Origin of the sequence: Bartonella sp. DB5-6, assembly GCF_000278115.1 — a bacterium.
In the GTDB taxonomy this organism is placed as follows: Bacteria; Pseudomonadota; Alphaproteobacteria; order Rhizobiales; family Rhizobiaceae; genus Bartonella; species Bartonella refiksaydamii.
The window spans coordinates 288,548-314,443 of record NZ_JH725114.1 but is presented as its reverse complement, the minus strand read 5'-3'; the positions used below and the strand labels follow the sequence as shown (position 1 = coordinate 314,443).

24 protein-coding genes are annotated in these 25,896 nt (G+C 38.8%); 15 read left to right on the top strand and 9 right to left on the bottom strand.

Features of this window, described 5'->3' with window-relative positions; genetic code table 11:
• Positions 1–656: 656 nt before the first annotated feature.
• The 5 genes from MCO_RS01345 to MCO_RS01325 all read right to left on the bottom strand — a co-directional run bounded on the left by MCO_RS01345 (position 657) and on the right by MCO_RS01325 (position 6,954).
• Positions 657–1,451 carry a heme ABC transporter ATP-binding protein gene (locus MCO_RS01345; protein ID WP_007552117.1) on the bottom strand — a complete coding sequence of 265 codons (795 nt, stop codon included), beginning with the start codon at positions 1,449–1,451 and terminating at the stop codon, positions 657–659.
• On the bottom strand, positions 1,444–2,544 hold the full coding sequence (locus MCO_RS01340) for an iron ABC transporter permease (RefSeq protein WP_007552115.1): 1,101 nt from the start codon (positions 2,542–2,544) through the stop codon (positions 1,444–1,446). The genes MCO_RS01345 and MCO_RS01340 overlap by 8 nt, the downstream gene beginning before the upstream one ends.
• A 5-nt stretch (positions 2,545–2,549) precedes the next feature.
• Entirely contained in the window at positions 2,550–3,446 is an 897-nt protein-coding gene (locus MCO_RS01335; RefSeq protein ID WP_007552113.1) for a hemin ABC transporter substrate-binding protein, read from the bottom strand.
• 15 nt (positions 3,447–3,461) lie between these two features.
• The gene (locus tag MCO_RS01330) at positions 3,462–4,508 is read right to left on the bottom strand and encodes a hemin-degrading factor (protein ID WP_007552111.1); all 1,047 of its coding nucleotides are present in this window, start codon (positions 4,506–4,508) and stop codon (positions 3,462–3,464) included.
• A 265-nt stretch (positions 4,509–4,773) separates the two neighbouring features.
• Positions 4,774–6,954, bottom strand: a complete 2,181-nt coding sequence (locus tag MCO_RS01325; RefSeq protein ID WP_007552110.1) for a TonB-dependent hemoglobin/transferrin/lactoferrin family receptor — start codon at positions 6,952–6,954, stop codon at positions 4,774–4,776.
• Between the two features lie 244 nt (positions 6,955–7,198).
• On the opposite strand from MCO_RS01325, the gene MCO_RS01320 reads away from it, so the two are divergent.
• Positions 7,199–7,984: an energy transducer TonB gene (locus MCO_RS01320; RefSeq protein ID WP_040298581.1), complete on the top strand. Its 786-nt coding sequence runs from the start codon at positions 7,199–7,201 to the stop codon at positions 7,982–7,984.
• Between the two features lie 125 nt (positions 7,985–8,109).
• Here the strand turns inward: MCO_RS01320 and MCO_RS01315 are convergent, their stop codons facing one another.
• A complete protein-coding gene (locus MCO_RS01315; RefSeq protein ID WP_007552107.1) occupies positions 8,110–10,212 on the bottom strand; it encodes a lytic transglycosylase domain-containing protein in 2,103 nt (700 codons plus the stop codon).
• Between the two features lie 248 nt (positions 10,213–10,460).
• Between MCO_RS01315 and dapA the strand changes: the two genes are divergently transcribed.
• Positions 10,461–11,345 carry a 4-hydroxy-tetrahydrodipicolinate synthase gene (gene dapA, locus MCO_RS01310; RefSeq protein WP_007552106.1) on the top strand — a complete coding sequence of 295 codons (885 nt, stop codon included), beginning with the start codon at positions 10,461–10,463 and terminating at the stop codon, positions 11,343–11,345.
• A gap of 17 nt (positions 11,346–11,362) precedes the next feature.
• On the top strand, positions 11,363–11,839 hold the full coding sequence (smpB, locus tag MCO_RS01305) for an SsrA-binding protein SmpB (protein WP_007552105.1): 477 nt from the start codon (positions 11,363–11,365) through the stop codon (positions 11,837–11,839).
• A gap of 45 nt (positions 11,840–11,884) precedes the next feature.
• Here smpB and MCO_RS01300 read toward each other — a convergent pair whose 3' ends face one another.
• Entirely contained in the window at positions 11,885–12,553 is a 669-nt protein-coding gene (locus tag MCO_RS01300; RefSeq protein WP_007552104.1) for a uracil-DNA glycosylase, read from the bottom strand.
• A 569-nt stretch (positions 12,554–13,122) separates the two neighbouring features.
• Here MCO_RS01300 and rpoZ point away from each other — a divergent pair.
• From rpoZ to panB, 11 genes are all read left to right on the top strand, one after another.
• On the top strand, positions 13,123–13,521 hold the full coding sequence (gene rpoZ / locus MCO_RS01295) for a DNA-directed RNA polymerase subunit omega (protein WP_007552103.1): 399 nt from the start codon (positions 13,123–13,125) through the stop codon (positions 13,519–13,521).
• A 118-nt stretch (positions 13,522–13,639) separates the two neighbouring features.
• Entirely contained in the window at positions 13,640–15,865 is a 2,226-nt protein-coding gene (locus MCO_RS01290) for a bifunctional (p)ppGpp synthetase/guanosine-3',5'-bis(diphosphate) 3'-pyrophosphohydrolase (RefSeq protein WP_007552102.1), read from the top strand.
• Between the two features lie 17 nt (positions 15,866–15,882).
• On the top strand, positions 15,883–16,461 hold the full coding sequence (gene pyrE, locus MCO_RS01285) for an orotate phosphoribosyltransferase (RefSeq protein ID WP_040298578.1): 579 nt from the start codon (positions 15,883–15,885) through the stop codon (positions 16,459–16,461).
• 94 nt (positions 16,462–16,555) lie between these two features.
• Positions 16,556–17,131, top strand: a complete 576-nt coding sequence (locus MCO_RS01280) for a DUF2062 domain-containing protein (RefSeq protein ID WP_007552098.1) — start codon at positions 16,556–16,558, stop codon at positions 17,129–17,131.
• A 23-nt stretch (positions 17,132–17,154) separates the two neighbouring features.
• Positions 17,155–17,556 carry a holo-ACP synthase gene (gene acpS / locus MCO_RS01275; protein WP_007552097.1) on the top strand — a complete coding sequence of 134 codons (402 nt, stop codon included), beginning with the start codon at positions 17,155–17,157 and terminating at the stop codon, positions 17,554–17,556.
• A gap of 81 nt (positions 17,557–17,637) precedes the next feature.
• The gene (gene lepB, locus MCO_RS01270) at positions 17,638–18,450 is read left to right on the top strand and encodes a signal peptidase I (protein ID WP_007552096.1); all 813 of its coding nucleotides are present in this window, start codon (positions 17,638–17,640) and stop codon (positions 18,448–18,450) included.
• A complete protein-coding gene (gene rnc, locus MCO_RS01265; protein ID WP_007552095.1) occupies positions 18,431–19,138 on the top strand; it encodes a ribonuclease III in 708 nt (235 codons plus the stop codon). Before lepB ends, rnc begins: the two co-directional genes overlap by 20 nt.
• Positions 19,131–20,030, top strand: a complete 900-nt coding sequence (era, locus tag MCO_RS01260) for a GTPase Era (protein WP_007552094.1) — start codon at positions 19,131–19,133, stop codon at positions 20,028–20,030. Before rnc ends, era begins: the two co-directional genes overlap by 8 nt.
• Before the next feature lie 7 nt (positions 20,031–20,037).
• Complete coding sequence (gene recO, locus MCO_RS01255; protein WP_007552093.1) at positions 20,038–20,784, top strand: DNA repair protein RecO; 747 nt, start codon at positions 20,038–20,040, stop codon at positions 20,782–20,784.
• Positions 20,785–20,814: 30 nt separating this feature from the next.
• Positions 20,815–21,690, top strand: coding sequence for a pantoate--beta-alanine ligase (gene panC / locus MCO_RS01250; RefSeq protein ID WP_007552092.1), 876 nt, complete (start codon positions 20,815–20,817; stop codon positions 21,688–21,690).
• A complete protein-coding gene (gene panB / locus MCO_RS01245; protein WP_007552090.1) occupies positions 21,677–22,495 on the top strand; it encodes a 3-methyl-2-oxobutanoate hydroxymethyltransferase in 819 nt (272 codons plus the stop codon). Before panC ends, panB begins: the two co-directional genes overlap by 14 nt.
• Positions 22,496–22,912: 417 nt before the next feature.
• On the opposite strand, the gene MCO_RS01240 is transcribed toward panB, so the two are convergent.
• Together MCO_RS01240 and MCO_RS01235 are read right to left on the bottom strand one after the other, a co-directional pair.
• A complete protein-coding gene (locus MCO_RS01240; protein WP_007552089.1) occupies positions 22,913–23,533 on the bottom strand; it encodes a YfbR-like 5'-deoxynucleotidase in 621 nt (206 codons plus the stop codon).
• The gene (locus tag MCO_RS01235; protein ID WP_007552088.1) at positions 23,533–24,399 is read right to left on the bottom strand and encodes a folate-binding protein YgfZ; all 867 of its coding nucleotides are present in this window, start codon (positions 24,397–24,399) and stop codon (positions 23,533–23,535) included. The genes MCO_RS01240 and MCO_RS01235 overlap by 1 nt, the downstream gene beginning before the upstream one ends.
• 64 nt (positions 24,400–24,463) lie before the next feature.
• On the opposite strand from MCO_RS01235, the gene MCO_RS01230 reads away from it, so the two are divergent.
• Positions 24,464–25,792, top strand: coding sequence for a dihydroorotase (locus tag MCO_RS01230; protein ID WP_007552087.1), 1,329 nt, complete (start codon positions 24,464–24,466; stop codon positions 25,790–25,792).
• The last annotated feature ends 104 nt before the right edge of the window (positions 25,793–25,896 follow it).

Sequence of the window (25,896 nt, the reverse complement as noted above, 5' to 3'; positions counted from 1 at the left end):
TGGGTGATAAGGAAGCAATTTCAAATACCTGTAGGGCTGAGGGTACGGCTTGTTGCAAGAAAAAGTAAGTTGTAAGTGAGAAAACACTACTGTATTAAGAGTTCTCATTCAATATAAAATTTGATAAATTATCATTGTAAATCAATATATTATCTATTTATAACAACAGATAAAACATACGTTTTTATGAGCAAAGCAACGCCATAAAGTCACAAATAAATCTCCGATGGATTAAAAAGAGATACTAAATTCATATCAAGGGATTTAGCAAAACAACGACAATAGACACATCTGACTTTACGCCTTCTTATCATTACAGAATCATTCGTGTGCATCTTTTATGTCATTTTCATAAAGATCAGAGTGGCAGGAATAGAGAAACAATTTCTATTGATGTTATAAAAGAAAATGTAACAGCACAACAAAGTCTCAAACGTTTTTATCAAGTAAAGCCTTAAAGGCTTTTAAACACGCACATTTTCTTTCCTGAGGTATTTTGGGGGATGTATGCTCCCTTTCAAAAGATGACATACCACAATATAGAAGAGAGTTCACTCAAAGATAAAATGACTCTTGGATGTATCTGTTTATTTTATTTTGCTATGCATCTTAACTCTTTGATTTAGGCAAACAGATTTTCGGAAAATCACGCTATCTCATCGGTAAGATGCCGTTTGAGGCAGTATAAACGGAATATCTGCTTTAGGCAATTCAGAAACAATTAAAGCACAGTGATAAACATCTCGTAGATTTTGCGTTGTCAGAACAGTAGAGGCACTTCCTTCGCAATAAATCTCTCCCTGCTTTAACAATATCATTTTATCTGCATAATGTGCGGCAAGATTGAGATCATGAAGAACAGCAAGAACGCCACCACCACAACGGGCAAAGTCTTTAGCAATATCCATAACAATAAGCTGGTGTTGTATATCGAGGCTCGCAATAGGTTCATCTAATATCATCCAACGAGAAACTCCATTATAAACTGGCTCCCATATTTGACAAAGGACACGAGCAAGTTGTACTCTAGCTTGTTCTCCTCCTGATAATTGATGATAATATCGGTTGCCATAATCAGCAAGGTCGACGCGATTTAAAGCTTTTTGGGTGAGATTTTGTAATTCGATTTTGGTAATGGCAAATTGGTTTACAGAGAGACCAAGTTCCACAACTTCATGGACTAAGAATGGAAATACTAGCATTGTTGATTGCGGTAACACAGCACGCATTTTTGCCATTTCATAGGTTTTTGTTTGGCTAACATCATAACCATTCAAGGTTATTTTTCCACCATAGGGGAGTTCTCCACTCAGTGCTTTGACAAAAGTACTTTTTCCAGATCCATTGGGACCGATAATGATGGTAAGATCACCACTTTTAGCTTGGATATCTATATGGTTAAGAATCTGTTTGTTCCCGCGTTGAACGCAAATATTGACTGCCTCAATCATGAAAATTTGTTCCTCGTTTGCGGATAAGGATCCATAGGAAAAAAGGTGCACCAAAAAGTGCCGTAACGATTCCAATTGGTAATTCCGCAGGGGCAACAATTAAGCGTGCAAAGGTGTCAGCAAAAATAAGTAATGCCGCCCCCAAAAGAGCAGAATAGGGAATAAGATAACGGTGATCTGGACCAATCAGCTGACGTAAAATATGTGGAACAACAATACCGATAAAACCAATACCACCACTGACAGCAACCGCGCTACCACACATAAGTGCAACAAGAAGAATAGCGATATTTTTAATATGCTGAATATGGAAACCAATATGGCCAGCAACGGCTTCTCCAAGAGCAAGAGCATTAAGCGCTCGTGATAAAAAGGGTGAAGACAGAAGACCAACACATATAAAAGGGAGAACAAGCCAAACTTTCAACCATGTGGCACCTGCAAGAGAGCCAAGACTCCAGAAAGTAATATCACGGAGTTGTTGATCATTTGCGATAAAGATGAGTGTTCCAACAACAGCACTGCTTAAAGCACCAAGAGCAATACCTGCAAGAAGCATTGTCGCAATAGAGGTAAAATTATGATGCGTTGCTATTGTATAAAGAACAATTGTTGAGAGAAGTCCACCCCAAAAGGCACCTATGATGACGTTATAAGGCTCTAATAAAGGTACTAATGAGGCAGGGAAGGCAATACCGACAACAATTGCTAAAACAGCGCCAAGACCTGCGCCTGCTGATACGCCTACAATCCCAGGATCGGCAAGAGGATTACGGAAAAGCCCCTGCATGAGAACACCAGAGACAGCTAAAGCTGATCCAATCAATACCCCCAATATAACACGGGGGAGCCTAATATCAATAAGCACGAGATAATCACGCGTTTTACTACTCACTGAAAAGTCTTGTGTAAGTATTACATGAAAAAAATCAAAAAAAGAAACGCTTGAAGCTCCATTCAAAATTCCAGCAAAAATGCTGAAGATGAGAAATATTATAAGACCAAATAATACAATCTTTCTCAAATTTATACGGTCTATTTTTTTATTTTCTTTTGTTTTAGATGCATACATTACGGATGTGCTATCTACCATTTCTATCAGCTCTTACCATTTTTGTTTGTACCATAAAGCAGATTAATGAGCTCCCTCGATGCTTCCGCAGTGCGTGGACCAAATCCTAGAAGATACATAGCATCCATCTGTTTAATGGCATGATTTTTTGCTGCATTTGTTGCTTGAATTGCTGGTATAGCTAAAATCTTTTCAATATTAGTGTATCTCTTACCATGCTTCACAAGTAAAATAATATCAGGGTTTGATTTTAATAATGCTTCGCTATTTATTAGCTTATACCCTTTGTAATCGGTGATGGCATTGATACCACCTGAAAGCTTTATCATACTATCTGCAGCTGTATCTGTTCCAGATGCCATAATACGCCCATTTTGCACGGAGAAAATAAAAAGAACGCGCTTTGGTTTTGTCACTTTTGCTAAAAGTGCATCATTGTCCACAAAGTCACGACTTATTTTTTTTATCAATGCAGCTGCTTGTGCTTCACGATGAATGGCTTTGCCAACAAGGCGAATTTTCTCTATAACATTTTCGCGGGAGTAATTCTCTGGTATGACCACTAGAGGGATTGATGTTTTTTTAAGAATGTCAATTGTGGCAGGAGGTCCACTTCCTTCAACGAGCAATATGCCTTCTGGAGCAAGTGATAAAACACCTTCAGGTGAAAGAGCACGCATATATCCAAGCACAGGAAGTTTGAGCGCATCTTGTGGATAAACGCTAGTACTATCACGGCCAATAAGTTGATCTTGAGCTCCCAATGCATAAACGATTTCTGTAAGAGAGCCGCCAATAGAGACGATACGCGCATTTTCAGAAAAGTGTGTTGTAGGTTCAGCAATTACTGGTTGAGAAAAGGGGTGAAGAGAAAGCAATATAAAAATAAGAAAAAATCTCAGTAGTCTACACAAAATAAGCATGTTCGATTTACCTTTCTAGGCAATTGCTGTTTCTCTATACGAGGGTAAACTATTCAATAAAGAGCGCCAATCTTCACGCTCTTTCTGACCTTCCTTTCGCAGACCAAAGAACTGAACAATCATCTCGCCATTTTTATCGAAAACTTCAAGTGAACTGACATAACCGTCATTTGTAGGTTTGCGAACATGCCACACTTTATTGACCCCTGAAAGTAACAAATGCATATCGAATTTGGGATCAAGAATATTAAGCCATGGTCCCATTTGCTTAATATTTTTTACTTGTCCACTAAAAATTTGGATACACCCTCTATTGCCAACAAAGCACATAATAGGTACTCCTTGCTGTGCGACTTGGTTAAGCATCACTTCAATAGCTTCTACTCCCAATTCATTAGCAAATTCACTACCAGCATATTTTACAGCATCATGTCGATTAATTTCAAATTCCGAAATAATTTTATGAAGTTGATGTACATCAGTCATTTGCCGCCAACGATTTCGGAATTGTTCAATATCCAACTCTGTAGTATTGTCACGTTGAGTTTGGATAGAAGCGGGAAGGACGTCAAGAATAGACGACTGATCTTCATGAAGCAACTTTTCAACAAGTTCGCTCCATTTTTCCATATTCGTTGTATCTTTAGAATAGATTTTTAAAACAGCAACGCCATATTGATCAAAAAATTGCAGGCTTTTTGTAGGCTTTCCGAGAACGATCATATCATATTCAAAACCAAATTTCCATTGTTTTGAAAAAATACGCAAATCAATTTCACCAAGTGTAATAGGGACATGTTGGTTTTGAACAATTTTTTCAAAACATCCTGTTATTTCATGAACAGCATATTCATTGCGTGTCAATGCCATAACTGTTCCAAGTTGAGGAGCATTTTCTAAGAGAGTGGCAATATCAGTTTGTAGTCTCTTTGCTTTGCCGATTGTACAGTAGGCAGCAACAAGTTCTGCTTCAGATATACCAATAGAGACTGCAAAATCACGGTTCCGCATCTCTTTTTTTTCTTCACGCAAACGAATAATCATCTCGGCTGTATATAACATGGGCTTTCCTTATGTCACTTAGAGAGTTAACTTCCAAAATTTTACAATCACAACACTGGGTTGATTATTCTCAGAGAATAACTCAACCCTTCACCAAATAAACCCCTATTATAAACAGCAGAACAAGCAAAAACCGATAAATTAGAAAAAATTAAAGCTTTTCTTTCAAGTCTTCGTGATTTAAAGAACAATGAGAACAAAAACACAATAATTTACTCTTTTACCGATATAATTTTAATATTGGTCTAATAGTTAACAGAAGTGACTAAAACTTTTGCACGAACGATACCTTAAAGTTACGGCCAGGTTGGCTATAATAATCATTTGCTATTGCACTTTTACCTGAAGGAAGATCAGATACATTCCAATATTTTGTATTGAACAGATTATAAACACCAGCCCTTACAATAGGCCCTTTTTCACCAAGTGGTTTCCACCACCCTGACATATCAATAATGTTATATCCCGGAACTTTTTTGGAGTCAGATCCATTCGTAACTTTATCACGTTTTGCAGATGAAGTAAGTACGACGTCTGCCCCCCAGAATTCTTTTGCATATCCTAGTCCAATAACCGTTTTTAAAGGTGGAATTGAGTCGAGATATTCATTTTTATCAAGATCCTTTCCTTGCGAATAGACAAGAGCAAAATTGCTACGCAATCCACTATTAAAAGCCAAATGTACTCTTGCTTCCACGCCAGAAATACGTACATTCGAACGATTCATGTAATGTCGCCGTGCAAACCGGAATTCTTCTGATGGCCCTTTATCTATGGTATCTATGAAGTCTTTATACTGATTGAAAAAGGCGTTGAGTGAACCACCGAAGCTTTTATCGCCATATCTTACGCCAATATCGTACCCATTGCTCGTTTCTGCTTTAAGATCAGGGTTTCCTTTTGAGTAATAAGCAGATGGCTTGATATAAGAGACGTAAAGTTCCGAAACACGTGGTGCACGAAAAGCTTGCGCCCATTGAGCATAAAGCGTCACTTGATTGCGAATATCCCACTCCATACGTAATTTAGGAGAGAAATGTGAACCATTTCTTTCTGAAGGAAATCTGTCAGAAATCAGAGCTTTCTCATAAGAAGAAGTTTTTTGAGGGATACGTTTATACCAATCATAACGAACTCCAGGTGTTACACGGAAACGATTATGAGCAAAGCCAATTTCATTTTCAAAAGCCAAACCAAAACTGTAGCTATTTGTATCCGGTGAATCTGATCGATTAGCAGGCACAAAGAGGCATGCCTGTGCATTTTCTTCCAAATGACAATTATCTTTACCTAGCAAATAATGATGAAATTGAGATGACAAAACATCAGTGGCAAGCTTTAACGTATGGCTTACAGAGCCAATCTTCACTTTTTTGAGAGCGTGAGCATTTAAACCATAATTTGTATCACGCAGGAAATTATCCCTCAAATAATCTCCTTTTGGTGCTCTAACACGAAATCCCCTTGTAATATCAGTATTTGATTGTTTTAGCCAATAAAGTTGCCCACGAAACGCATCAAAAAGCGCATCTCCGTTGCCCTTATAGTCATAAGAAAGAGAAAGACGTTCACGGCGTTTATTGTCCTGTTCATAAACGGAACCTGGAGAGTACTTTGTGTCCATATTTAATGAATGCGTATTTTTGCTATAATCAAAGCGTTCTGCTGTAAAACCAAAACGGTGGTTGTCATTAAGATATTGATGAACTTTAAAAAGCAAATTATTTTGGTCAAAATGAGCGGGATTTTTACGTGTACGTTCACCATGGTATCCCCCTATAGTTCCCATATTTTTTCGCTCATTACCTTCCGTGTGAGATCCTTGAAAAAGCAAAAATGTTTGTTGAGCACGCACAGCAAAAGCTTGATTTATGCGCCAACTATTATCCACAGAATGATAACCACCTTTTATAAGACTACCCCAATTCTTTTCTTCAGTGATAAGGTCTTCAGGATTAAGAGTACGCAAAGCGACAACGCCTCCTAGTGCACCAGACCCATAAAGACTAGAGTCCGAACCTTGAATAATATCAAATGTGGAAAGAGCACTAAAGTCGAACGTTGTATTTCCACTATTACCACGCAATATATCATTAAGCCATGGAAGAACAATACCATCCATTGTTGTGAGGACACGGTCTGCATCTAAGCCACGAATCGCAAAACTATTCTTCTTAGAATTATAGGCTACGGACGGTTCAAGACGACTAATTTCATGGACATCACTGATTTGTTTCTCATCAATATCCTTAGCGATTTTACGATTGGTCAGAATTGTTACTGAACCTGAAGCATCCTCTATTTTTTTCCCTTTAATAACAATTGGTTTGAGCTCAGTGACAGCTCCTCTCTCACTGTTTTGCGCAAAAACAAATGAAGGTATACAGACCGACAATGCACTTAAAATCACGCAGCTTTTATGGATATTCTCTCGTTTTATTCGCATAACACATCATAACCTTTTCTTAAATATCCCCTCTCTAGCTAGAAACTTGACATATAAAAACACTTGACTCACCGAATTACAAATCAGCCAGCCAAGCAAGAGTGATTTGACCTCAGTATAAAACCACGGAGGAACCATATTAAACATGACAAAATCAGTCAAGAAAAAAGTTGCAATTTCAAAATAGCTTGTTTTAATGAATTTGAATAATAATATTAAGCCTAGAATAGCGGCGGAAGAAACTATGGATTCTACAAGTATGAGGCGATTATTAATCCTTTGGGTTGGTGCGTTTATTTGCGCTTTCTCTTTGCATATAGCATTGGGAGCACAGTTTTATTTTCATACTATTGGTGTAAGTAATAACACACACTCACCAACGATTCTTCTAACTTTTGTGCAAGAGACTGTATCTTCGGATGCTGATACAGATTCGCCGGATATTGATACAGATCTATCAAATATTAGCACTGAGGCAGAAGTATTGCAGCCTGATCCTACAGAGCAAGCGTCAGAGATATTGGAACCGATAGATAAGGCTCATCCAGAAGAGCCACAACATACTGTGGAAAAAGATAATGTTGCAGTTCTCAAATCTTTGGAAAAAACTCTTCCTCAAAAGGTGGAGCATAACCCCCTCGATAAAAAATCGATACCGATACCAAAGACTATAGTAAAAAAGAAGCCCTCTGTAAAGGCCGTACGTTCGTCTATCACCAGTCATGGTGGTGATACAGCAGCTCTTGAGGATGCGTTGTTAGTAGAATGGTTGGCAAAGGTACAGGCACAATTAGAAACGCAAAAAAAATATGTTGTAGAACGGCGTATCAGTCGTGCAAAAGGAACGGTGAAGTTAGAATTTAGGGTGCATGAGCAGGGAAGTATTTTTTCTAGCCGTGTTGTGGTCTCTGCTGGTGATCCGGAACTTGATCGGTTAGCTATGGCGGCACTTCACCGTGTCGGTTCGTTTCCTCCTCCTCCTCCAGCAAAAGTGAACAAAATTATCAGAGTATCATTGATATTTAGCTGATTTTCACAGATTTTCTGGTTAATTTTCACACACTTTGATATTTATAATTACTACGATGTTATGGTTTATGCGTTGAGAAATGAGAATGAACTACTTTAGGGTGGATTTAGGTTGTATTATTTACATCAACCAGAGAGAAGATCGGCTTTTATATCTGTTTTTCCAGTAAATCTTGCTTTATAAACCCCATAATTTTCCATAACACGCATCACGTAATTACGTGTCTCTGTATAAGGGATGCGTTCAATCCAGTCGATGACTTTATCAAGAGATTGTCCACGAGGATCGCCATAGCGTTTTATCCATTCATTGACACGACGGGGACCTGCATTGTAACCAATAAGAGTCAATACGTAAGATCCGTTAAAACGTTCTAATTGTTCTCTTAGAAAATAGGCACCTAATGTAGCATTGTAACTGGCGTCACTTCTAAGTTTTTGGGGTGACCATGTGATTGAATACTTTTTTGCAAGTGTTTTTGCTGTCGTAGGCAATAATTGGAGAATGCCTTGTGCGCCTGCTTTTGATATGGCTGTTGGATTAAACTCACTTTCTTGGCGAGCAATGGCATAAACAAGCGCTTGTCCTGCGGAAGCAACATGGGCAGAGGATGGTATCGCCCCTATAGGATGAGAAAGTGCACCAACATTTTTACCTTGAAAAACAGCGGTTTTTCCAATTTTAAGGCTGGTATAATAGTCACCATTTTTTTCTGCCATGACAGCTAGAAGAGCTAGTTCTCCAGGGCTTTCTATTTTTTCTCCCAATTCTCTATAAAAAAATTTAGCAAAATCAGTATAGCCGGCTGATTCGAGGCGTTGAATTGCTTTAATCACTTCTCGTGCGTTAAAACGTTGTCGTTCAGCGGTTGTTGGTTTTGGAAAGGAGACTTTGAGCTTTTTTTGGTTAAGCCGTGAAGCTGCTAATTGACCATAATAAGTTGCAGCAAAATAAGCTGCGCGATGAAAATAGTTTTGGGCATTTGTATGTTCTTTTAAAGCTTCTGCTGTTCGCCCCATCCAATAATATCCACGAGATGCAGAAAGAGGAGCAGAAGATAATTGAGGAATACGCGAAAAATGCTTCATTGCCAATTGAGGATCATGCAGAAACCGTAGCGCATACCATCCTGCATGAAATTCAGCATCGACAGCCAATAAAGATGTCATACCTGTATGTGTAGCAACAAGTTGATAGGCAATTTTAGGTTTGTTTAAATCAAGCATCTCACGTGAAAGGGCGCGTCGCTCTTTCCACAATGCATGAGAATTCATAAGTTTTAATGTATCTCTAGGCGTTTTCATCATGAGTGTTGCAGCTGCATTATATTGTCCAGTTCGCCGAAGATAGCGAATTCGGGCAAATTGAAAAAGAGGCTCTTTTTGCCATGATCGCTCCACAGCTTCTAATTTTTTCATGGCCCTAGGATCATTTTTTTCAACGGCAACAAAAGCATTAAAGAGAGAGTGAGCATGGGCCAATTTTGCAACGCGCTCAGCTGAATCAAAGTGATGTGTATAAAGCATAAATTGCATACGCTTCAGATGATCGATAGGTTTTAAAACAGTGCTTGCACTTTTCAAAATAAGCTCTTCTTCTTTTGCATTGAGCTTTTCTTTATGCCACCACGGTGCAATGATTTGTTGAGCACGAACGGTTTGTCCAGTTGCAATAAGGGCTTTAGCGAACAGAGCCATACCTTGTGCTGTGAGAGGAGAATGATGAGAAAATTTTTGAAGGATCACGTGTGTGAAATTGGTTTCATTGATAAGAGCACGTTCAGCATTACGTTGCATAGTGGTTATGCCTGGCCATCCTTTTAGCTCATTGATTGCATTGAATATTTCAGAGCTTGGTATATTTGCTTGGTTTGATATACCGATCGCCCATGTCAAAATATGGCGGTCAAGGCTATTCTTTACCATTGAATTACGAAGGCTTATTGTTTTTGCAATATTGTTGTTTGAAAGTGCATCTAGCCCAGCTTTAAGTTGTTTAAGTGTAGAGTTATTACTGGATGGTGGGGAACTGTAGGGAGGCGTGTGCAACTGTCTAAGAGGTTTATGTGCTTCTTTTTTTATGGCAAAGGAGGTAGGGCGAACCAAAGGGATTGGTACTTTCCTATGCAAAAGGGGTGATTGTGCCCATGCACTTGAAAATAAAATTGTTGTTGCCAGTATAAATGCAGTAAAGGTTTGTACAAAAAGGGGAACGAATAATGCACGCATAGAGAAAAAACCTTGAAACCTCATCTTTGGGAAACACCCAACAATTTCTAAAACAGAAGCGTGAAAAACGGGTTAATGTAAGCTGACACTTTAAAGAAATGTTCAGAATTGAAGGAAAGACATGCTAAATCTTTTGAGAGACATTGTGAAATACATCTTGCTTCAATTATAGAGCAAGATTATGCTTTATCATTGGTAATTTATAGAAGCTATTAAAAAAATAAAGAGAACATTACAGGGAGTTTATCATGCTCAAGGGAGCTGTGACAGCACTTATCACACCATTTGATGATGAGGGCGCTATTGATGAGAAGGCATTTTGCAATTTTATTGAGTGGCAAATTGCACAAGGTATTAATGGTGTAAGCCCTGTTGGGACGACGGGTGAAGCACCAACATTAAGTCATGAAGAACATAAGAGGGCTATAGAATTGTGTGTTGAGCAGGTTGCTAAGCGTGTTCCTGTTGTTGCTGGAGCAGGATCAAATAGCACAAGTGAAGCTGTAGAGCTTGCACAACATGCACAAAAGGCAGGCGCAGACGCAGTTTTAGTTGTCACTCCCTATTATAACAAACCCAATCAGTCTGGTTTATACAGGCATTTTTCTTCCATTGCGAAAGCTATTTCTATACCTATTATAATTTATAATATTCCTGGTCGTTCTATTATCGATATGGCTGTGGAAACGATGAGAGACCTTTGTCACGATTTTAAAAACATCATTGGTATTAAGGATGCGACGAGCAAAATTGAGCGTGTTAGTGAACAACGTGAGAAGTGTGGAAAAGATTTTGTACAGCTTTCTGGTGATGATTGTACAGCATTAGGTTTTAATGCACATGGAGGTGTAGGATGTATTTCGGTTTCGTCCAATGTTGCTCCAAAACTCTGTGCAGAACTGCACGCTGCTTGTTTACGTGGTGATTATAAAACAGCCCTAGAATTAAATGATCGTTTGATGCCTCTCAATCGTGCAGTATTTATTGAACCAAGCCCAGCAGGCATTAAATATGCTGCTGCGAAATTAGGACTTTGTGGCGATATTGTTCGCTCACCGATTGTTCCACTAGCAGATACCACAAAGAAGATTGTTGATGCTGCTCTGTGCCACGCTGGTCTGGTTAAAAAATAAAATGATATAAATAAGCCATGAATAAAAAAAAGAATGCTCCAGTACGGAAAATAATTGCTGACAATCGTAAAGCCCGTTTTAATTATGAAATTCTCGATAATCTTGAGGTTGGTCTGGTACTTCAGGGAGCAGAAGTGAAGTCTTTACGTTCCAATCATGCGAATATTTCTGAGAGTTACGCTAGCTTTGAAAATGGAGAATTATGGTTAATCAATAGCTATATTCCTGAATATACGCAAGCCAATCGTTTTAATCATGAGCCACGTCGTTTGCGTAAGTTATTAATTTCAAAACGTGAAATGGCACGTTTTTTTAATGCAACTTCTCGTGAAGGAATGACGCTTGTTCCTCTTAAACTGTATTTTAATGAAAAAGGACGTGCGAAGTTGGAAATTGCTCTGGCACGTGGGAAAAAGCTTTATGATAAGCGTGAAACTGAAAAGAAACGTGATTGGGGACGTGAAAAAGCACGACTTTTAAAAAAATATGGATGATAGGATCAATTTGTATATCTTTTTAATAGTGTTTCTCAGAAGATTTCAACATTGATCTAGATATGTTTTTGCTGCTTTGAAAATTTGATGGAACATAGCATCTGTTAAACGGCCAGTATTGGTATTATAGCGTGAACAGTGATAGCTTGAAAAGATGCGTAATCTTCCAATGTTGCTTATTTCCCCATGTCCGAAAGGATGGGCTAAAATTTTTGCATTGAGGGCACGTAATGTTGAATGATGCGCAATAGTGCCGAGGGTGATAACAGCTTTAAGTTTGGGAAGATTTGTTAAAAGAGGCGAAAAGAAATATCGGCAAGTGTTAATTTCTGCACTAGTGGGTTTATTTTCCGGCGGAACACAACGAACTGAGTTAACAATTGCTGTATCAATCAGTTCAAGATTATCGTCTGCTTTTTCTTCAAAAGTACCTTGCGCAAAACCAAACTTTTTTAAAGTGGAATACAGCAAGTGTCCAGCATAATCACCAGTAAACGGGCGACCAGTTCGATTTGCTCCGCGTAATCCAGGAGCGAGACCGACAATGAGAAGGCGGGTTGTCGTCGCGCCTTTATAGGGAAAGAACGGGCGCACCGGTGCATTATGCCAAGTCGGTTCTTTTATACGCCAATCAGCGATGAATTCGTGTAAACGGGGGCATAAATTGCAATTTTGCGGTGGTTCTGGGCAAAGAGATGTTAATGGACTATTCATGGTAGTAGGCATTAATCATTATTATAACAAAATCCTTTTGAGCTGCTTATGGGGTATACAATAGATTATATCTTTGTAAACAATCTTACGGTTAAATAGATGAGCTATTTCATAATATCGTTAAGTATTTTTGCAAAGAGAGATAAATTTGCAAATGCCCTATTTTGATGCGAAAGATGTTAAATTAACAGTGTTTAGTGGATGTAAATTTTTTAACAATTTAATTGATACGTTATCATAAATGGTGCGCATGAGATTATTCTAAAGATTTATAATAAATTTGAGTGATGAATAATTTTAAAGCCTGAAGTCTCTAGGAAGATTTATTTTGTTAGATGAGGGTACTTTATTCGTTTGAATCCGGTACATTAGAACCTTTCATGTTAGAGTGGCATTGATAACTTCTTCGAATAGGGTTTGCGCTTTTTATAAAGCTTCCAAGCTTTTTTTATAAGCTCTTTTAGCAAAAAATATTAAAGTGTATGTTGTTTTTCTTGTATTTTATTTTGATTATTGTATATAATTCACCCCTACCATGAAATTTATTGATCTTTAAGAAAGAGGCATGGATGGCACGCGTAACAGTAGAAGATTGTATTGATAAAGTCGGTAATCGCTTTGAATTGGTGCTTTTAGCAGGGCATCGGGCGCGTCAGATTTCACAGGGTGCGCAGATGACGGTTGATCGTGATAATGATAAGAATCCGGTTGTTGCTTTGCGTGAAATAGCAGAAGAGACATTATCGGCTGCTGATTTGAAAGAAGATCTTATTCATTCGTTGCAAAAACACGTAGAAGTGGATGAGCCAGAAATAGCAGGTGAACTGATTTCTCATTCAGGTGAATCTGAAGGTGTTTTTGGCACATCATCGGAAGAAGAGAGTAGTTCATTCGATTATATGTCGGAAGAGGACCTTTTAGCAGGTATTGAAGGTTTGGTTGTTCCAGAGAAAAATGACGATTATTGATTGTTTTTTGGAACAAATATACGGTATCGTGCGATAGCGGTTATTTTCTTGTCTTTTATTGAAGAGATATTCATGTTCAATAAGGGTTAGGTTATGAGAATGTAAAGGATATGCTCGTATGATGCGTCAGTGTGAGCTTGTTGGACGTGTTCAGCGTTACAAGTCTGACGTGGATGAGGCTTTGTTAAGTAGAGCCTATGATTATGCAATGCGAAAGCATGCTCACCAGAAACGTGCTTCTGGGGATCTTTATTTTTCTCATCCTTTAGAAGTCGCTGCTATTTTGATAGATATGCGGTTGGATGAAGCAACAATTGCCGTTGCTCTTTTGCATGATACAATTGAAGATACAAGTGCCACGCGAGCAGAAATTGATCAACTTTTCGGATCTGAAATTGGCAAGTTGGTTGAAGGGCTCACAAAACTTAATAAGCTTGATCTTGTATCTAAGAAGGCAGTACAAGCGGAGAATCTTCGTAAACTTCTTATAGCTATTTCTGATGATGTTCGTGTTCTTTTAGTTAAACTTGCTGATCGTCTTCATAACATGCGCACTCTTGGTGCTATGCGTGGTGATAAGCGTCGGCGAATTGCTGAGGAAACAATGGATATTTATGCGCCACTTGCAGGCCGTATGGGTATGCAGGATATGCGCGAGGAATTAGAAGATCTCTCTTTTTTTTATTTAAATCCAGAGGGTTATCGTACGATTACCAACCGGCTTTCTGAACTATCGAAGCGCAATCGTGATTTACTTTCTAGGATTGAAAATGAACTGACAAAACTTTTTTTCGAGCATGGCATTAAAGCGGACGTTAAAAGTCGTCAGAAAAAGGCTTATTCAGTCTTTCGCAAAATGGAAAGCAAGGCATTATCCTTTGAACAATTATCCGACATTTTTGGATTTCGCGTTATTGTTGGAACAGTGAATGATTGTTATCGTGCTCTTGGTATCATCCATACGACGTGGCCAATGGTACCAGGTCGTTTTAAAGATTATATTTCTATACCGAAGCAGAACGATTATCGTTCCATCCATACAACAATTGTAGGGCCTTCGAGGCAACGTGTTGAACTGCAGATTAGAACTGCCGCTATGGATGAAATTGCTGAATATGGTGTTGCTGCACATTCTATTTACAAAGACCACGGTTCTCATTATTCGACTTTGAAGTTATCAAATGAAACCAATGCTTATGCATGGTTACGTCAAACGATTCAATCTTTGTCTGATGGGGATAATCCAGAGGAGTTTTTAGAACATACAAAGCTTGAGCTTTTTCAAGATCAAGTGTTTTGTTTTACTCCGAAAGGCCGCTTGATTGCATTTCCAAAAGGCGCCACCCCTATCGATTTTGCTTATGCCGTTCATACTGATATTGGTGATTCTTGTGTGGGGGTAAAAATCAATGGTCGTATTATGCCTTTAATGACTAAATTAAAAAATGGTGACGAAGTTGATATTATACGTTCACAAGCTCAAATTCCCCCAGCGGCATGGGAATTCCTTGTTGTAACAGGGAAAGCACGTTCAGCTATTCGTCGAGCAACCCGTGCAGCGGTACGTAAGCAATATTCAGGCTTGGGATATCGTATACTAGAGCGTTCGTTTGAATATATGGGAAAACAATTTTCTGAAGATGTTCTTAAGCAAGTTTTGCCGCGCTTGGCACGCAAAGATGTGGAAGATGTATTGGCTGCTGTTGGCCGTGGTGAATTACTATCCGCTGATGTGATTAAAGCGGTTTATCCTGATTATCAAGATCACCGTGTAGTACAAAAGTCGTCTTTTAAGCCTGGGAAAGAAGGTTGGTTTAACATTGAAAATGCTCAAGGTATGATTTTTAAAGTTCCAGAAAACGAAAAGGATGCAACGGTAGAAAGGTTTCAATCCAAAGCTTTACCTATTCGAGGAACTCATGGAGATATTCCTGTACGGTTTTCTCCTGAAGGGGCAGTGCCGGGAGATCGAATTGTTGGTATTATGCAACCGGGGGCAGGGATTGTTATTTATCCGATACAGTCTTCGGCTTTGATGGCGTATGATGATCAGCCAGAACGATGGATTGATGTCCGCTGGGATATAGATGCCCAAATGAGTGAGCGTTTTCCTGCCCGGATTAATATTCTGGTTGTTAATAGTCCTGGCTCTTTGGCTGAAATTACGCAAGTGATTTCTGCTAATGATGCCAATATCCAAAATTTATCTTTTATCCGTACAGCACCAGATTTCACAGAAATTATGATTGATCTGGAAGTTTGGGATTTAAAACATTTAAATCGTATTTTTTCTCAGTTAAAAGAGGCAGGTTCGGTTAGTGTAGTACGGCGGGTTCATGGATGAAAAAGAGAGATTTTGCGATGAATACAAAAGATGTGATTGATATTTTTAAACAGGCAGATGCTATTCTGGAAGGGCATTTTATTTTAACATCGGGACGTCATAGTGCGACTTATATGCAGAAGGCGAAAGTATTCATGCATGCTGACTTGACGGAAAAATTATGTCGTGGATTAGCTGAAAAAATAAAAAAATCTGTTGAGGGAGAAATTGATTATGTAGTTGGTCCCGCGATTGGAGGACTTATTCCTTCGTACGAAACTTCACGTCATCTTGGTGTGCCTTCTCTTTGGGTAGAGCGTGTAAATGGCGTATTTGAATTGCGTCGTTTTGAAATCAAGAAGGGTGCACGAGTTGTGATTGTTGAAGATATTGTGACAACAGGTCTTTCAATTAATGAGACGGTTGAGGCTCTGGTGGCAGCAGGAGCAGATGTTTTGGCGAGTGCATGTATTCTTGATCGTTCTGGTGGCAAGGCTGATGTCGGAGTTCCGTTGGTTGCACTTGCTGAATATGAGATAGCATCTTATGCTAGTGACGCACTCCCTGTTGAACTTGCTATGCTTCCAGCGATCAAGCCAGGAAGTCGAAATATTTAATTGTCTTTCTACTTTTTTTTATGCAAAAGCTTGAAGAAATTAATTTGGATTATACGGGTTATTTCATTGTCATAAGATATATATTGAGAATCATATGCTTTTTCGTCGTCGAGAACCAGTAGATTTTATAGAACGTGTTCGACTTTGGTTATGGCCACGTCGTTCATTTTCTCGCTCATTTTGCTACATACGTAAGCGTATTTTACGTATATCAGCGACGCCTCATAAAGTTGCGTTGGGGTTTGCTATCGGCGTTTTTTTAGCTTGTTCACCTCTTTTCGGAATGCATATCATTTTGGCAATATTTTTTTCTTGGATTTTTCGTGGAAACTTTGCAGCAGCGATTATCGGGACGGTTTTTTCTAATCCGCTCACATTTTTGCTAATCGTTATGGCTGATTATAAGGTAGGCTATTTTTGTTTATCGCTTTTTAGCAATGTAAATGAGATTTCTCTTTCTCAAATTCGCTTTCTGTTTAATGGTTTGACACTGTCGAATGTATCTATGCTTTTTAAGGACGCATGGAATTCAATCATGAGACCTATGATTTTAGGTGGTACCCTTTTGGGTTTTACTCTGGGTAGCTTATCTTATATAGGTGTTTATAGAGCAATCGTCCGTTTTCAACAAAAGCGATATCAAAAAATAATAAAAAAAAAGCATTTGTGACAAGGAAATTTGGGTGATATTTTATGATCGTTGGTCTTGGAAATGATTTGATTGATATAAGACGCATTGAAAGAATGTTGGTTCGTTATGGTGACCGTTTTGTTCAACATATCTTTACTGATGTTGAGCAGACAAAATCTGAAAATCTCCGAAAAAGATCTTCTTCTTACGCCAAAAGATTTGCTGCCAAAGAAGCATGTGCTAAGGCTCTGGGGACAGGAATCGCTTGTGGTGTGAGTTGGAAAAACATGGGGGTAGTCAATTTATCATCCGGAAAACCAATTATGAAATTAACAGATCGTGCGCAAATACAATTACAAAAGTTATTACCTCCTCATCATGAGGCTGCCATTCATCTTAGTATAACGGATGATTTTCCTTGGGCGCAGGCATTTATTATTATCGAAGCGCTTCCACGTGGATAGATATTGCAGGAGATTGTACTTTTGTTATTTAAACATTATGATAAAAAATAAGTTATATCTGTTATGGGAAGGTAGTCTGTAATGATCCAGAAAGAGAAAATGCGTAAAAAGGAAGAAAAAGGTGGAATTCTTGAATTTATTTTAGTTTTAATACAAGCTCTGTTTTTAGCTGGGGTTATTCGTACACTTTTTTTTCAACCTTTCAGTATTCCTTCTGGCTCAATGCGTCCTACTTTGCTCGTGGGGGATTATCTTTTTGTTTCTAAATATGCATATGGGTATTCTCGTTTCTCCATACCCTTTTCTCTCCCTATTTTTTCAGGACGTATTTGGGCATCTCAGCCTCGGCGTGGAGATGTTGTGGTTTTTCGTTTACCCAGTAATCCAGAAATTGATTATATAAAACGTGTTGTTGGACTACCAGGCGATCGTGTACAAGTTCGTCAAAGTGTTCTTTATATTAATGACGAGGCTGTTTCACGCCACTTTATGGGAAAGGTTGATAATTCTGATATAACAGAGGTTAATTACCCTGTTGACGTTTATCGTGAGACAATGCCGAATGGTGTTAGCTACAATACACTTGATTTAGCTTTTATCCCGCAAGTGGATGACACGAAAGTTTTCGAAGTTCCATTAGGGCATTATTTTATGATGGGTGATAACCGTGATAATTCAGATGATAGTCGTTTGGATGTGGGCTATGTTCCAGAGGAGAATCTTATTGGTCGAGCAAGTATAATTTTTTTCTCTATAAGTAATGGTTCAAGTGCTTGGCAGATTTGGCGCTGGCCATTTGATATACGTTGGAATCGTTTGTTTTCTTTTATCAATACCGTTCATGATTTACCGCTTGTCAAGCAAGGGATCAACGATGAAGCGTCCAATGATTGATCAGCTTGAAAAACTGACGGGGCATCATTTTAAAGATGAAGAGAGATTAAAAAAAGCATTAACACATTCTAGTGTACAAGATTCTGGGCAGGGAAATTATGAGCGGTTGGAATTTTTAGGTGATCGGGTTCTAGGGCTTTTGATTGCAGAAATGCTGTATCAATTTTTTCCACAGGCAAGTGAAGGGGAATTATCAGTACGTTTAAATGGTTTAGTTAATGCACAGACATGTGCTGATATTGCGCAAGAAATGGGCTTACCTGATATGATCCATGTTGGTTTTGAGATGAGAAACTTCGAGGGGCGTCGACTTACAAATATGTACGCTGATGTGGTTGAAGCTTTGATTGCTGTGATGTATCTTGATGGAGGATTGGAGAGTGTTCGTCCCTTTATTCGAAGATATTGGCAAAGTCGGGCAAAGCAGATGGACGCTGGTCGACGTGATGCCAAGACAGAGTTGCAAGAATGGGCGCATATACAAGGCGGTGTACAACCACATTATCGAGTTATAAAGCGTTCTGGTCCAGATCATAATCCTGTTTTTATGGTAGAGGTGAGCATTTTAGGTTTTGCACCGGAGATTGGGCAGGGAAATTCTAAGAGATGTGCTGAAAGAATGGCGGCTGAAAAAATTTTACGGCGAGAGGGAATATGGGAAACAATAGGAAAAAGTAATCATGAATGACCTTCCCAAAACGCGTTCTGGTTTTGTTGTGCTTATTGGAATGCCTAATGCCGGTAAATCTACGTTGGTTAATCAGTTAGTTGGGACGAAGATTTCAATTGTAACGCATAAGGTACAAACAACGCGAACTTTAATTCGTGGTATTGTTGTTCATGATAATGCGCAAATTGTGTTGGTTGATACTCCAGGTGTTTTTCGTCCCCACAAGCGTTTAGAACGTGCTATGGTGTCTGCTGCTTGGGGAGGTGCTAAGAGTGCTGATGTCCTTTTAGTTTTGATTGATGTTCAAAGTGGTCTTTCGGATGAAGTTTGTAAAATGTTAGATATTGTGAACAATATTAAACAAGATAAGATTCTCGTTCTTAATAAGATTGACACAGTCGTTAAATCATCCCTTTTAGCGTTAACCTCTCAAATTAATGAGCGAGTGACGTTTGTGCAGACATTTATGATTTCGGCTTTAAATGGTTCTGGTTGTAAGGATTTGCTTCATGTATTAAGTACAATGATGCAGGAGGGGCCTTGGTATTATCCGGAAGATCAAATTTCAGATATACCCATGCGTCATCTTGCTGCTGAAATCACGCGTGAAAAGCTTTTTCTCCGTCTCCATGATGAACTTCCTTATACTTCAACAGTCGAAACAGAAAGCTGGGAAGAGTATTCGGATGGTTCAGTTAAAATTAATCAAGTCATTTATGTAGAGCGTGAGAGTCAAAAAAAAATTGTTTTAGGAGCAAAAGGCGATACAATTAAAGCGATTGGACAAGCTGCACGTAAAGAATTAATGGAAATTATGGAACAGAAAGTCCATCTTTTTCTCTTTGTGAAAGTGCGTGATAATTGGGATACCGATCCAGAGCGTTATCGCGAAATGCGATTGGATTTTTGAAAACAAAATGAAATGGAAAGAACAAGCCATTATCCTTGGGACACGCCAATATGGTGAAACAAGTGTTATTCTTGAAATTATGACGCGTCAGCGTGGGCGTTATATGGGAGTAGTAAAAGGGGGACGTTCGCGTCGTCTGGCAGCTCTTCTTCAACCTGGGAATTTTGTTGAGGCTGAATGGTGGGCACGTTTAGACGAACATTTGGGGCTTTTTCGGCTTGAAGCGCTTAACTTACATGCTGCACGATTAATTCTTTTCCCAGAGGCACTCTATACTCTGCAGTTGATAGCTTTTCATTTACGCCTTCTTCCTGAGCGTGATCCGCATCCCATTTTATACGATATTTTATATCTCTTTATGCAAAATTTTGACGAGCGGTTTATAAATGCAGAATTGCTTGTACGTTTTGAAATGCGGCTTCTTGAAGAACTTGGCTTTGGCCTTGATTTGTCTCATTGTGCTGCAACGGGCAGTACAGAAAGACTTTGTTATGTATCACCAAAATCAGGACGAGCTGTATGTGAGGAGGCGGGACGCCCTTGGAAAGAGAAACTTCTCATTTTACCACAGTTTCTTGTGCAAAGAACGACACGTCCTGTAAATTTTAATGATATAATAAACGGTTTCATTCTAACAGGTTTCTTTTTAATGCGTCATGTCTGGGAACCACGGGATATAAAGCAGCCATCAGTACGCATGAATTTGATACAATTATTTGAACGCCAATTTCATATGCAAGCATTAATTTGTTGATTTGATAAATTGATAAATAGTCAATAAAATATGAAAATGCGAATCTTGAAAACAATTTCTGAAGTACGTCGATATATTGCAGAAGAACGGTGTTTAGGACTTTCGATTGGTTTTGTTCCAACGATGGGGGCATTGCATGAAGGTCACTTGGCATTAGTGCAGCAAGCCAAGGAAACGTGTGATAGAGTATTTGTTTCTATTTTTGTCAATCCAAAACAATTTGCTCCCAACGAGGATTTTGATAAATATCCAAAAGATTTGATGGGTGATTATGCTTTGTTGAAAAAAGCAGGAGTTGAGTATGTTTTTGCACCTTCTCTAGAAGAAATGTGGCCACTAGGAAATGACACAGTTGTGAAGGTGGGAAAGTTATCACGTATTTTGATAGGGAGATTACGTCCAGGGCATTTTTGTGGTGTGACTAGCGTTGTTGCTAAGCTTTTTAACATTGTTCAGCCAGATAAGGCTTTTTTTGGAGAAAAGGATTTTCAACAAATTTTGATTATTCGTCGTATGGTTGAAGACTTGGCTTTTCCTATTGAAATTGTTGGAGTGCCTGTTTTACGTGAAGAAGATGGACTCGCCTGTTCTTCACGTAATCAGCTTTTAACATTAGAAGATCGTAAAGCTGCAAAAATTATTCCTCAAAGTGGTAAGACTGCTGAAAAGTTTTATCACCAAGGTGAACGCTCGGTTGATAAATTATGCAAAATCGTGCGTGATATTTTACAGCAAGAATCGCGCGCAATCATTGAATCGGTGGATTTGCGAGATATGGAAACCTTATGCGAGGTTAAGGGGAGATTAAAAAAACCTGCAGTTTTGCTTCTCACCGTCCGCTTTGGTACAGTGAGGCTTATTGATCAATACATATTGCAAGAGAAGCCTGAAAATGAGTGTACATAATAAAACTACGAAACGTATAACTTCTTCTGAAATACGATCAAGAAAAGGGCAACAACCGATTGTTTCTTTGACGGCTTATCAGGCTTATACTGCACGAATTGCTGACCCATATTGTGATTTACTTTTGGTTGGTGATAGTGTTGGTATGGTTGTGTATGGGTTTGAGACAACACTTCCTGTTAATTTAGACATGATGATTTTGCACGGACAGGCGGTTGTGCGTGGGTCCAAGAAAGCTCTTGTAGTTGTTGATATGCCTTTTGGTTCTTATGAAGAAAGTCCAGAACAAGCTTTTTCTAATGCGTCGCGTATTCTTGTAGAAACAGGGTGTGGGGCAGTTAAGCTTGAGGGCGGTGTTTATATAGCAGAAACAATTGATTTTTTGTGTAAACGTGGTATTCCAGTTATGGGGCATATCGGATTGACACCACAGGCGGTAAATCGTTTTGGCGGTTTCAAAACACAAGGACGCAAGGAGAGTGATTGGCAAAGGATTGAAGCCGACGGGACAGCGATTGAAGAAGCTGGTGCTTTTGCTGTGGTTGTGGAAGGAGTTGTCGAACCTTTAGCGGTGGAGATTACAAAAAAACTTTCTATTCCGACCATTGGTATTGGTGCGTCTAATCAGTGCGATGGACAGGTATTGGTTATGGAAGATATGTTGGGCTATGGTACTTATGTACCAAAATTTGTGCGTCGTTATGGTGCTCTTGAACAAGCAATGGAGACCGCGATCAAGAATTATGCAGAAGATGTCGTATCGCGTGCTTTTCCAGCTGATAAGGAAGTTTATAAACTGAAATAAAATCCACTTTAATATGAAAAGTTTGCCAAGGGTACATTTGTTATCGGGCTTTGATAATGAATGTATACTCTTTCATATATTTCTTGTTTGTATTCAAGTTGAGCTGTAATTTTTAATATATCATTTCATTTATATATTATTGACTCGTGAACTCATAAAGGTTTCGAAGTTTTTATTGATAATATATCACAAAAACTTAAAATTAATAATATGTGCTTTTCGTTAGTTTTAAGCTGTAAGTTATTATAGAGGTAGAAGTTGTAGAGTATAACAATGTCTATAGGATAATGTACGAAAGAGGGAGAATTATTCTTTTTATAATTTCATTCAAGTAAGCGTTAAAGAGAAAAGGCAAAAACTTAATACATGCATTCTTCTCAACTAAAATAATAAAGGATGAATGATACAAGAAGAATATTAGTACACTCTCTGGGCATCAAGGTTACTAAAACGGATTAAAAAGGTATTTTCAATTTGTTGTGTAGAGTGTGGTTGCAAATTGAGATCATCGGGTAAAATATTATTTGGAGAGCCAAAATAACGAAGAGCTTCTTCTGTATTAAATCCAGCAAGCGTGATAGCTTCGTAGAATGCTGCAATGCGATCAGCTTGTTTGATTTTTCTTAAGAGCTTTTGAGAAGGATTAACGGGGAGGGAAAAGCGCATGTGGATAGCATCTTGTAGACGTCTTTCGATGCGCTCATATTGTTTTCCTATGACAGCTTTAAAGGGCGAAATCATATCACCGATGACATATTCCGGTGCATCGTGAAGAAGGGCACACAAGCACTCATTGCTACATGATTGGGGAAAAAGCTTTTGAAATATTTGTTCTACCAAAAGTGAATGTTGTGCAACAGAATAGGCATGTTCTCCTCGTGTTTGACCGTTCCAACGTGCAACACGGGCAAGTCCGTGGGCAATATCTTCGATTTCAATATCAAAAGGAGAAGGGTTTAACAAATCGAGACGCCGGCCAGAAAGCATTCTTTGCCAAGCACGTACTTCTCCATTTTTTGATAATTCAGTTTTAGCCATTAGTGCGTTTCCACAGTGCTTTCAGGGAAGGTAAAATTCATATTCTCAGCAATGCTTATTGTGACGGGAGAATTTTCTACTGTAAATGGGATATTGTTATTCATAGCATCTCTGACATGATCTATGCGTATTAAAACTAGGGCTTCGTTTGCAGCACATGTCCCTAGGGAACCAAGTATTTTTGTTCCTGCTTTAACGCTGGAGCCTTGGGTTAATTCGTGCTGGCTTTTTACGACTAAAACACGGCGACGTGCCGCGCGACGATGATGTATTCTTGAAACAACTTCTTGCCCGATATAGCAACCTTTATTAAATGCTAGCCCACTGATTTGATCGTAATTAATATCATGAGGAAAGACTTTACCTATTTCGTAATCTTGACCGCTTTCTGCAATTGCATAACGAATACGTAATCGATCCCACTTATCATTATATTCTGGAGCAAAAAAAGGTATTTTTCCATAGGATCGTATTATTTTTTCTTTTTGTGTAAATCGCTTATCAATAAAACTTGAATCAAAATTTAAAGTATTTGATTCATTATTCCAAAAAACTGTAACAAGTTTTTGTAATGGTTGTGTAATTTCTACTTTCGTATGCAGCTTATAAAGAAGCAGACGCTTGTAGAGGGTATCAGCTAAAGATGCAATGATATCAATCAGATAACCATCATCTCTTTTACCGATAAGAAAATCAGCAATAACCTTTCCTTGTGGAGATAAGAGAGCTCCAGGGAAAATTTCTTGTGGGCCGATTTGTGTCACATCTGTCGTGATAAGGACTTGAAGAAAATGTGTTGCTTCTTCACCAGTAACTTTAATAATTCTACGGTTTTTAAAGAGAATGGCATTTTGTTTTTCAATCATGGTTCTTGCCTTTTTGCCTAAAGTTACATAATCGATAAAGAAAGGATATATGAGGAGCACGGCTATGTTTAAAACATTTGATACAATTTTTAAAGGCGCAACAGTGGTAAATCATGATGGAAGGAGTAAGCGTGATATTGGTATTACAAATGGCCGCATTGCTGAAATTGGGGATCTTACATGTGTATCTGCTAGTGAAGTAATTGATTGTACAGGGCTTCACATTTTACCAGGGATTATCGATAGTCAAGTTCATTTTCGTGAGCCAGGCAATGAACATAAGGAAGATTTAGAAAGTGGTTCCTATTCCGCGGTTTTAGGGGGGGTTACAGCAGTATTTGAAATGCCTAATACCAATCCATTAACCACATCGGAGGAAGCTTTGTCTGATAAAGTAAAACGCGGGTTTCATCGGATGCATTGTGATTTTGCTTTTTGGGTTGGAGGAACACGTGAAAATGTATATGAATTAGCCGAGTTAGAAAGACTTCCTGGAGCTGCTGGAATTAAAGTTTTTATGGGGTCTTCTACGGGTGATCTTTTAGTGGATGATGATGAGAGTGTGCGTCTTATTTTGAAGAATATTCACCGTCGTGCAGCTTTCCATTCTGAAGATGAGGCAAGGCTCAGAGAGCGTAAAATGTTGTGTATCGAAGGGGATGCATCATCACACCCAGTTTGGCGTGACGAAGTCGCAGCACTAAAATGTACACAGCGCTTGGTGAAAATCGCGCATGAAACGAGGGCGCGCATTCATGTGCTTCACCTCTCTACTGCGGAAGAAATTGATTTTCTAAAAAAACATAAAGATGTGGCAACCATTGAAGTTACGCAGCATCATTTGACGTTAACTGCTGATGATTATTTGCAGTTTGGCACATTAATTCAGATGAATCCACCTATTCGTGAAAGCCGCCATCGTGAGTCTCTTTGGTACGGCGTTCAGCAGGGTATTATTGATGTGTTAGGTTCTGATCATGCTCCTCATACGCTTGAGGAAAAGCTTAAAACTTATCCAACTTCACCTTCAGGGATGACTGGTGTACAGACAACAACGGCAATTATGCTAACACATGTAAATGCAGGAAAGATCTCTCTTGAACGTTTTGTTGATCTCACTTCACATGGTCCTAGCCGGATTTTTGGTATAAGCTGTAAAGGGCGCCTTGCTGTTGGATATGATGCCGATTTAACCATTGTTGATCTTAAGCGGGAAGAAATTATTACGAATGCATTAATTGGTTCGCGTGCCGGTTGGACACCTTATGATGGTCAAAAAGTTAAAGGTTGGCCTGTTGGGACCATTATTCGTGGTATGCGTGTCATGTGGGAAGGCGAAATTGTCACACCTTCGCAAGGTGAGCCTGTTAAATTTATAGAAGCTTTGGCGTGACAAGATTAAGATTTAGGAGGCTTTGTAGAATAATTTTGTGCGTGTAGAAAGTTCTCATAACGATTTTGTGAAGACAAGCTATCTTGAAAGCTTGAGAATTTTTC

Excerpts from the sequence above, each read along its gene's own strand:
- MCO_RS01345 (WP_007552117.1), bottom strand. The coding sequence starts at position 1,451 with ATGATTGAGGCAGTCAATATTTGCGTTCAACGCGGGAACAAACAGATT.
- MCO_RS01340 (WP_007552115.1), bottom strand. The coding sequence starts at position 2,544 with ATGGTAGATAGCACATCCGTAATGTATGCATCTAAAACAAAAGAAAAT.
- MCO_RS01335 (WP_007552113.1), bottom strand. The coding sequence starts at position 3,446 with ATGCTTATTTTGTGTAGACTACTGAGATTTTTTCTTATTTTTATATTG.
- MCO_RS01330 (WP_007552111.1), bottom strand. The coding sequence starts at position 4,508 with ATGTTATATACAGCCGAGATGATTATTCGTTTGCGTGAAGAAAAAAAA.
- MCO_RS01325 (WP_007552110.1), bottom strand. The coding sequence starts at position 6,954 with ATGCGAATAAAACGAGAGAATATCCATAAAAGCTGCGTGATTTTAAGT.
- MCO_RS01320 (WP_040298581.1), top strand. The coding sequence starts at position 7,199 with ATGGATTCTACAAGTATGAGGCGATTATTAATCCTTTGGGTTGGTGCG.
- MCO_RS01315 (WP_007552107.1), bottom strand. The coding sequence starts at position 10,212 with ATGCGTGCATTATTCGTTCCCCTTTTTGTACAAACCTTTACTGCATTT.
- dapA (WP_007552106.1), top strand. The coding sequence starts at position 10,461 with ATGCTCAAGGGAGCTGTGACAGCACTTATCACACCATTTGATGATGAG.
- smpB (WP_007552105.1), top strand. The coding sequence starts at position 11,363 with ATGAATAAAAAAAAGAATGCTCCAGTACGGAAAATAATTGCTGACAAT.
- MCO_RS01300 (WP_007552104.1), bottom strand. The coding sequence starts at position 12,553 with ATGAATAGTCCATTAACATCTCTTTGCCCAGAACCACCGCAAAATTGC.
- rpoZ (WP_007552103.1), top strand. The coding sequence starts at position 13,123 with ATGGCACGCGTAACAGTAGAAGATTGTATTGATAAAGTCGGTAATCGC.
- MCO_RS01290 (WP_007552102.1), top strand. The coding sequence starts at position 13,640 with ATGATGCGTCAGTGTGAGCTTGTTGGACGTGTTCAGCGTTACAAGTCT.
- pyrE (WP_040298578.1), top strand. The coding sequence starts at position 15,883 with ATGAATACAAAAGATGTGATTGATATTTTTAAACAGGCAGATGCTATT.
- MCO_RS01280 (WP_007552098.1), top strand. The coding sequence starts at position 16,556 with ATGCTTTTTCGTCGTCGAGAACCAGTAGATTTTATAGAACGTGTTCGA.
- acpS (WP_007552097.1), top strand. The coding sequence starts at position 17,155 with ATGATCGTTGGTCTTGGAAATGATTTGATTGATATAAGACGCATTGAA.
- lepB (WP_007552096.1), top strand. The coding sequence starts at position 17,638 with ATGATCCAGAAAGAGAAAATGCGTAAAAAGGAAGAAAAAGGTGGAATT.
- rnc (WP_007552095.1), top strand. The coding sequence starts at position 18,431 with ATGAAGCGTCCAATGATTGATCAGCTTGAAAAACTGACGGGGCATCAT.
- era (WP_007552094.1), top strand. The coding sequence starts at position 19,131 with ATGAATGACCTTCCCAAAACGCGTTCTGGTTTTGTTGTGCTTATTGGA.
- recO (WP_007552093.1), top strand. The coding sequence starts at position 20,038 with ATGAAATGGAAAGAACAAGCCATTATCCTTGGGACACGCCAATATGGT.
- panC (WP_007552092.1), top strand. The coding sequence starts at position 20,815 with ATGAAAATGCGAATCTTGAAAACAATTTCTGAAGTACGTCGATATATT.
- panB (WP_007552090.1), top strand. The coding sequence starts at position 21,677 with ATGAGTGTACATAATAAAACTACGAAACGTATAACTTCTTCTGAAATA.
- MCO_RS01240 (WP_007552089.1), bottom strand. The coding sequence starts at position 23,533 with ATGGCTAAAACTGAATTATCAAAAAATGGAGAAGTACGTGCTTGGCAA.
- MCO_RS01235 (WP_007552088.1), bottom strand. The coding sequence starts at position 24,399 with ATGATTGAAAAACAAAATGCCATTCTCTTTAAAAACCGTAGAATTATT.
- MCO_RS01230 (WP_007552087.1), top strand. The coding sequence starts at position 24,464 with ATGTTTAAAACATTTGATACAATTTTTAAAGGCGCAACAGTGGTAAAT.